The following is a 2673-nucleotide window of genomic DNA, read 5'->3' as shown; positions in this document are numbered from 1 at the left end:
CCTCGGTAAGGATTGGACGTGGTAATCATGCCCGAGACCCTGCCATAAGCCCGATCCTTCGCCAACCTGACAATACCGGTTGCTGAGGCCGAGCAGGAGATCCTGGCCTGGCATCGCACGAATGAGGTCAGCCAGCGTCTGGAGACGATCCCCGGCGTCGGCATCATCACGGCCAGCGCCCTTGCGGCCACCATCTCGGATCCGGGCTCCTTCCGCTCGGGCCGCCACTTGGCCGCCTGGATCGGCTTGGTGCCACGCCAGAGTGGGACGGGCGGCAAGGTGCGGCTCGGGCACATCTCCAAACAAGGGGATCGATATCTGCGCCGGCTTCTGGTGCTCGGGGCCACGACACTCTTGCGGCATGCCTGCGGCAAAACCTCGGTGACGGCAGGCTGGATCAACGCGCTCTTGGCGCGCCGCCCGGCGAGCATCGTCAAGGTCGCCATCGCCAACAAGTTGGCTCGGGTCGCCTGGGCCGTCTTGCAGGGCAACCAGGGTTATCGCGCTCGGGCTGCTGCGGCCGCATGAGCTGCCCCCAGGAGCCGGATGAGGAGTTTTCAAGGTTGGTGGAGGTGGTGATGGTGTGATGACGAACCGGTCGAGCCGGGGATCAGACAAACCCGTGATAAGCCGTTGCGCTCTGACGCAGCATAAATGTTGGGGACCTGATCCGCGAACTTCATCAAGGCCCGCGGTCATGAGGCCGCACGACAAGGCCGGACACATGGCTGCCCACGACCAGATCGTCAAAACACCAAAAACCCCTTGCCACGCAGGCGCCGTCCACACATGGCTTATGCAAAATTCGCGGCCGCTATACGCGAGGCTAAATCGGAACCAGTGATCCTCCATAGGGATGAAGGGACGCGGTGTCAGCCATGCGGTATGATGCTGTGGCTGGGCTGGGACACCTGCACGGGAGGCTTTCATGGCTGCACCAACGTCCTACACCTTCTACGGGGTGGTTGAGGATCCCTTCATCAATGACTTCATCACCGTCGATCCGGAGGCGTTCGGCTACGCGGCCGGGCAGAGGATCACCGGAAGCCTGACACTCTCAGGCCAAGCTGCACTGATCTGGGCAGGACTGCCGGAGGCCGAGCGGATCTTCTCGACCGCAATCTCCCCGGACATTGAATTCTTCTTCGAGCAGGTGACCACTGGAAACTGGACACAGGACGACTTCGCCACAACACAGGAGGGCTCTCCCGCAGTCCTATCGCTGTTGTCGAGCGACGACCAGCGACCGCTCGATCAACTCCGTGCCACCCTGTTCCATTCCGATGATCCAGATGGCCCGACGCTGCGCCTGGACCAGATGGAGTTTGGTGGTGCACAGCTGACTAACGACGATAGTCGCTCGGCCTTCGTCTACGGCGCCTGGGTTCCGTCAGGCGTGACCCCGAACCTCGTCTATGGCACCGCTGACGAGGACAGACTGGTACTGCGTGGCGAGTTAACTCTGGCCTGGGGTGGGCTGGGCGAAGACGTTATCCGCGTGAGAGACGGTGAGGGGTTCGTCTGGGGGCAGCAGGGCGATGATCGCCTCGTTGGTAACCGCGGTCGTGACCTGCTCTTTGGCGGTTTCGGTGACGACACCATCAGCGGTGCAGGCGGGGCTGACTTCCTGAGCGGCGACTATGGCGATGATACGATATCCGGCGGCGCAGGTGATGACCGGGTGGATGGTGGCCTTGGCAACGATCTGATCAGAGGTGATGGAGGCAGGGACATCCTGGATGCCGGTGGCGGCGTAGACAAGGTCTTTGGCGGCTCGGGCAATGACGTGATCTTCTCCGGCACAGGGCAGTTCGACGAGAATTTCGAGTTGGAGCGTTCGATCAGCCATGGCGGTTCGGGCAATGACGTCATCTATGCTCGCTTCGACGCCATCCTGACCGGCGGGTCAGGAGCCGATCTCTTCGTTTTGGGCAACCCGAGCGGAACGCTGGACAACCTAGGTGGGCTGAGCGTGACTGACTTCCGGCCCGGAGTCGACGATTTGGTGATCTATGCCGGCGAATCTGGCCAGTATGACACCTTCGAAGAAATTATAGCGCGAGGCCAGCAGATGGGAGATGATGTGGTGTTCGACTTCTTCCCCACGAGTACCAAGGACTTACCGTCGCTAGTATTGGAAGACGTGAGGAAGAGCCAGCTGACAGCCGGAGATTTCCTGTTCGGGGATTTCTAGCGCGGCTTGGTTCGATAAACAACTATGCGAAATTGCGCATGCAAAGACGCCCCAGCCGAAGGAGGTTCCTATACCTTCGGCCGAGGCGCGTGTGGCTACAGGGGACTGCTACTATGCCACGTCACTGAGACTACGCTGTTCCGGCGGCTCTACAATGGAGCAAATGGATGAGCCTTTAGTCCTAAAGGCTCGCGTTCTGGAGTGAGAGGTAGCCAGAAATAACGACGCCCCAGCTAAGGACGGTTCAGGACACTCAGCCAGGGCGTCAGCGGAGGGGCGACCCCGTATTGGATCGGGCTGATACGCAACGCGCCCGGTGCAGGCATCTTGCAACGGCTCAGGTAAACAATCCGTACCTGCTTCAGACCAGTTCCATATTGGACGGGATCCAACACCGCACCGGATTGTGTGCGTCAAGTTCTGCAAAGCGGGGCGGCCGGACAGGTTGGCTAAGCGGCCTCGCGCAGAGTGGTTTTCTT

1 protein-coding gene and 1 pseudogene are annotated in these 2673 nt (G+C 60.7%); both read left to right on the top strand.

Annotated features, from left to right (window positions below; genetic code table 11):
- Positions 1 to 96: 96 nt before the first annotated feature.
- A pseudogene (locus JKG68_RS31770) lies at positions 97 to 528 on the top strand (transposase); the annotation flags it as partial.
- Between the two features lie 400 nt (positions 529 to 928).
- On the top strand, positions 929 to 2194 hold the full coding sequence (locus tag JKG68_RS31765; protein ID WP_202066367.1) for a calcium-binding protein: 1266 nt from the start codon (positions 929 to 931) through the stop codon (positions 2192 to 2194).
- Positions 2195 to 2673 lie beyond the last annotated feature (479 nt).

It is taken from the genome of Microvirga aerilata (genome assembly GCF_016743775.1).
Taxonomy (GTDB): Bacteria; Pseudomonadota; Alphaproteobacteria; order Rhizobiales; family Beijerinckiaceae; genus Microvirga; species Microvirga aerilata.
Note: the sequence above shows the minus strand (reverse complement) of the source record. Positions and strands in the feature narration are given on the sequence as shown.

What these genes read in the sequence shown, in the direction of transcription:
- JKG68_RS31765 (WP_202066367.1), top strand. Translation starts at nt 929, where the DNA reads ATGGCTGCACCAACGTCCTACACCTTCTACGGGGTGGTTGAGGATCCC.